The following is a 4,380-nucleotide window of genomic DNA, read 5'->3' as shown; positions in this document are numbered from 1 at the left end:
ACCGTTGCAACTGGGAACCGATTGCAAAGCGGCCGCGACCTGGTGGATGGAGCCGCGGGCGCTATCGGCAGCAAGGCTGCCATCGGCGCGAACGCGGGCGGAGTATCGGCGGCGCACGTCGAACAACAACTCGCCGGGCCGGATCAGGCCGAGTTCGACCAGATTACCAAACGGGATACGCGGGGCTTCGCGCGGCGATTGCGTCGCCGCAATCGCCTCGGCGGGGGCGGGCTCGACGCTGTCGATCCGCGCTTGCGCGCCCGCAGCATAGGCTTCGTCGCGCTCAAGGCCGATGAAATGGCGGCCCAGATATTTAGCAACCGCGCCGGTGGTGCCGGTACCAAAGAAAGGATCGAGCACAATATCGCCGGGTTTGCTGGAGGCCATCAGCACGCGGTACAGCAGGCTTTCCGGCTTTTGCGTCGGGTGCAATTTGCGCCCATCGACTTTTAGCCGTTCGCGGCCCGTGCACAGCGGCAGCACCCAGTCCGAGCGCATTTGCAGATCGTCATTGGCCATTTTCAGGGCCGAATAATTGAACGTGTACTTCGATTTTGGCGTTTTCGACGCCCAAATCAGCGTTTCATGCGCATTGGTGAAGCGGCGACCCCGGAAGTTGGGCATAGGGTTCGACTTGCGCCAAACCACATCGTTCAAAATCCAAAACCCCATATCCTGCAACATCGCGCCGAGGCGGAAGATATTGTGGTAGGAGCCGATGACCCAAATGGTGCCATCGTCCTTTAGCACCCGGCGGGCCTGGGTTAACCAGGCGCGGGTGAAGCGGTCGTGCGCCTCGAAATCCCCGAGCTTATCCCACTCGGCATCGACGCCATCGACTCGGCTATTGTCCGGGCGATGCAACTCGCCGTTGAGTTGCAAGTTGTAGGGCGGATCGGCAAAGACCAAATCCACCGAGTTATCGGGAAGACGCGCCATTTCAGCGATGCAGTCGCCGATCAGGATCGTGTCCAACGGGAGAGCTGAGGAAGGGGTGAGGCGCTGTGTCATACCCAGAAGATGCCGTTGTCAGACACGAGCGTCAATAAGAAAATTGAGTGTTTTTAGTATGTTATGGCGCTTAGTGAATGTAATGTCTTAAGAAAAATCAAGATATGGTAGGCTTCCGGCTCCGCCACCCGCTACCGCTTGGGGTTTTGGGGTAGATCGCAGCATACCAATATTTCTGATCCTTGCTACTTGTTTCTAAGGGCTGAAATTAGCTTAAAGATATAACTTATTGATTTATAATGATTTAAACAAATCACGAACGGGGGCGAAACTGCGCCGGTGGTGCGGGGTGGCACCTTCCGCTTGAAGGGCGGCGCGATGCACGGCCACCGGGTAGCCCGCATTTTTCTCCCAGCCATAGGCCGGGTAGCGCCGGGCGAGCCCCGTCATCAGCCGGTCGCGCATCACTTTTGCCAGAATCGAGGCGGCGGCGATGGAGAGGCTGCGATCATCGCCACCAACGAGGCAACGATACGGCAGCCTCAATCCTTTGGGGGCGCGGTTGCCGTCGATGAGGGCGGCGACCGGGCGTAAGGGGAGCCGGTCGAGCGCGCGAAGCATGGCGATATGGGTCGCGCCCAGAATATTATACGTGTCGATCTCGCGCACCGAGGCGGCGGCGACCACGGCCCAAACGCCCGATCCTTGTGCGGCCCACAGGGCGGTGGCGAAAGCTTCGCGTTTGGCGGCGCTGAGCTTCTTGGAATCGCGCAAGCCACCGATCAACTCTTTCGGCAGGCGGGTGGGATCGAGAATGGCCGCCGCTGCCAGCACCGGCCCGGCGAGCGGCCCGCGCCCCACTTCGTCCACTCCGGCAACCGGCCCATCCCAGGCGGCTTCGTTGGAAAAATCCGGGCCTAAAAAACCTATGCCCATTGGCCGAAACCCTCTTCAAAAACCTCAACCGGGAGGCCACCTTAAAGGCGTAGGGCGTCGATGCACAGCATGGCGCGAAGCTGGCTGCCGGGCAAACCGGGGCGGCATGACAGGAGAGACCCATGGATTTTGCGAACTACACCGAACGCGCGCGCGGTTTTCTACAAGCCTCGCAGGCGCTGGCCTTACGCTCGGGCCATCAACGCTTTCTGCCCGACCATATTCTAAAGGCGCTGCTGGAAGACCCGGAAGGCATGTCGGCGAACCTCATTCGCACCGCAGGCGGCGACCCGAAGCAGGTGGAAGCGGCGATTGATCTTGATCTTGCCAAGCTCCCCAAGGTTGAAGGCGGCGGGGCGGGGAACCTGTATCTCGCGCCGGAAACCGCGCGCCTCTTCGATGCCGCCGAAAAGCTCTCGCAAAAATCGGGCGATAGTTTCGTAACCGTCGAACGGCTGCTGCTGGCGCTGACCTTGGAAAAGGACAGCAACCCCGGCAAGGCGCTGGCGGCGGGCGGTGTGACCGCGCAGAACCTCAATCAGACCATTGAAACCGTGCGCAAGGGCCGCAAAGCCGATAGTGCCACGGCGGAAGGCAAATATGACGCGCTGAAGAAATATGCGCGCGACCTGACGGAAGCTGCGGCGAACGGTAAGCTCGACCCCGTGATTGGCCGCGACGAAGAGATTCGCCGGGCGATTCAAGTGCTCTCCCGCCGCACCAAGAATAACCCCGTCCTCATCGGCGAGCCCGGTGTGGGGAAAACCGCCATTGTCGAAGGCTTGGCCTTGCGCATCGTCAAGGGCGACGTGCCGGAAAGCCTCAAAGGCAAGAAGCTGCTCTCGCTCGATCTCGGGGCACTGATCGCCGGGGCCAAGTTTCGCGGCGAGTTCGAAGAACGGCTAAAGGCGGTGCTGGAAGAGGCCACCCACGCCGACGGGCAGATCGTGCTGTTCATCGACGAGTTGCACACGCTGGTCGGCGCGGGCAAGGCCGATGGGGCAATGGATGCCTCCAATATGCTCAAACCGGCGCTGGCGCGCGGGGAACTGCATTGCGTCGGCGCGACCACGCTCGATGAGTATAGAAAGTACATCGAAAAAGACGCGGCGCTGGCGCGGCGCTTCCAGCCGGTGTTCGTTTCGGAACCGACGGTGCCCGATACGATTTCGATTCTGCGCGGCCTGAAGGAGAAGTACGAGCTTCACCACGGCGTGCGCATTACCGATAGCGCGATTGTGGCGGCGGCGACGCTCTCCAACCGCTATATCACCGATCGGTTCTTGCCCGACAAAGCCATCGATCTGATCGATGAGGCGGCGGCGCGCCTGCGCATGGCGGTGGATTCGAAGCCGGAAGCCCTGGACGAGCTTGACCGGCGCATCATTCAATTGAAGATCGAACGGGAAGCCCTGCTGAAGGAAACCGACGCCGCCAGCCGCGACCGGCTCGTGACCTTGGAAAAGGAACTCGACGGGCTCGAAGTGGAAGCGGGCACACTCACCGCTGCTTGGGAGGCCGAGAAGGCGACGCTGAACAGCGCGCAAAAACTAAAAGAGCAACTGGACCACGCCCGCGCCCAGCTTGAAATCGTCCAGCGCGGTGGCGATTGGGCCAAAGCGGGGGAACTCACCTATGGCGTGATCCCGAACCTCGAAAAAGCGTTGGCGGAAGCCGAAGCGGCGGGCGGCTCGCGCTTGGTGAAGGAGGCGGTGTCGGACCAAGACATCGCCGCCGTCGTGGCGCGCTGGACCGGCATCCCGGTCGAGCGGATGCTGACCGGCGAGCGGGAAAAACTGCTGAATCTGGAGGAGGCGCTGCATAAGCGCGTGATTGGTCAGGACGAAGCCATTCACGCGGTCGCCAATGCCGTGCGGCGCGCGCGCGCGGGCTTGCAGGATCAGAACCGCCCGATGGGCTCGTTCCTGTTCTTAGGGCCGACCGGCGTGGGCAAAACCGAGCTTACCAAGGCGCTCGCGGGCTTCCTGTTTGACGACGAAAAGGCGCTGTTGCGCGTCGATATGTCCGAATATATGGAAAAGCACGCGGTGGCCCGGCTCATCGGCGCGCCGCCCGGCTATGTCGGTTACGAGGAAGGCGGGGCGCTGACCGAAGCCGTGCGGCGCAGGCCTTATCAGGTCATCCTGTTCGATGAAGTCGAAAAGGCCCACCCGGACGTATTCAACGTGCTGCTGCAAGTGCTGGACGATGGCCGCCTCACGGACGGCCAGGGCCGCACGGTGGACTTCCGCAATACGCTGATCGTGCTCACCTCTAACCTCGGTTCGGACCTGCTCGCCCACACAGCGGAAGCCGAAACCGAAATTCCGCCGCGCGTGCGCGATGGGGTAATGGAGATCGTGCGCGGTGCCTTCCGGCCCGAGTTCCTGAACCGGCTCGATGAAGTGCTGATGTTCCACCGCCTGACGCGCGGCCATATGGATGGGATCGTTACCATCCAGCTTCAGGGGCTGCAAAAACTGCTGGCCGACC

The 4,380-nt window shown here is 61.6% G+C and carries 3 protein-coding genes; 1 reads left to right on the top strand and 2 read right to left on the bottom strand.

What is annotated here, in order from left to right:
* Together ACIQ36_RS18795 and ACIQ36_RS18790 are read right to left on the bottom strand one after the other, a co-directional pair.
* Positions 1-1,011: site-specific DNA-methyltransferase (locus tag ACIQ36_RS18795; protein WP_395832202.1), on the bottom strand; the 1,011-nt coding region annotated here is incomplete at its 3' end.
* A gap of 234 nt (positions 1,012-1,245) precedes the next feature.
* Positions 1,246-1,887, bottom strand: a complete 642-nt coding sequence (locus tag ACIQ36_RS18790; RefSeq protein ID WP_395832200.1) for a ribonuclease HII — start codon at positions 1,885-1,887, stop codon at positions 1,246-1,248.
* Between the two features lie 122 nt (positions 1,888-2,009).
* Here ACIQ36_RS18790 and clpB point away from each other — a divergent pair.
* A partial coding sequence (gene clpB, locus ACIQ36_RS18785) for an ATP-dependent chaperone ClpB (RefSeq protein WP_395832198.1) occupies positions 2,010-4,380 on the top strand: 2,371 nt, incomplete at its 3' end.

It is taken from the genome of Elstera sp. (assembly GCF_044372965.1).
Classification (GTDB): Bacteria; Pseudomonadota; Alphaproteobacteria; order Elsterales; family Elsteraceae; genus Elstera.
The sequence above is the reverse complement of the archived record's forward strand: the minus strand, read 5'-3'. Positions and strand labels throughout refer to the sequence as shown.

What these genes read in the sequence shown, in the direction of transcription:
- ACIQ36_RS18790 (WP_395832200.1), bottom strand. Translation starts at nt 1,887, where the DNA reads ATGGGCATAGGTTTTTTAGGCCCGGATTTTTCCAACGAAGCCGCCTGG.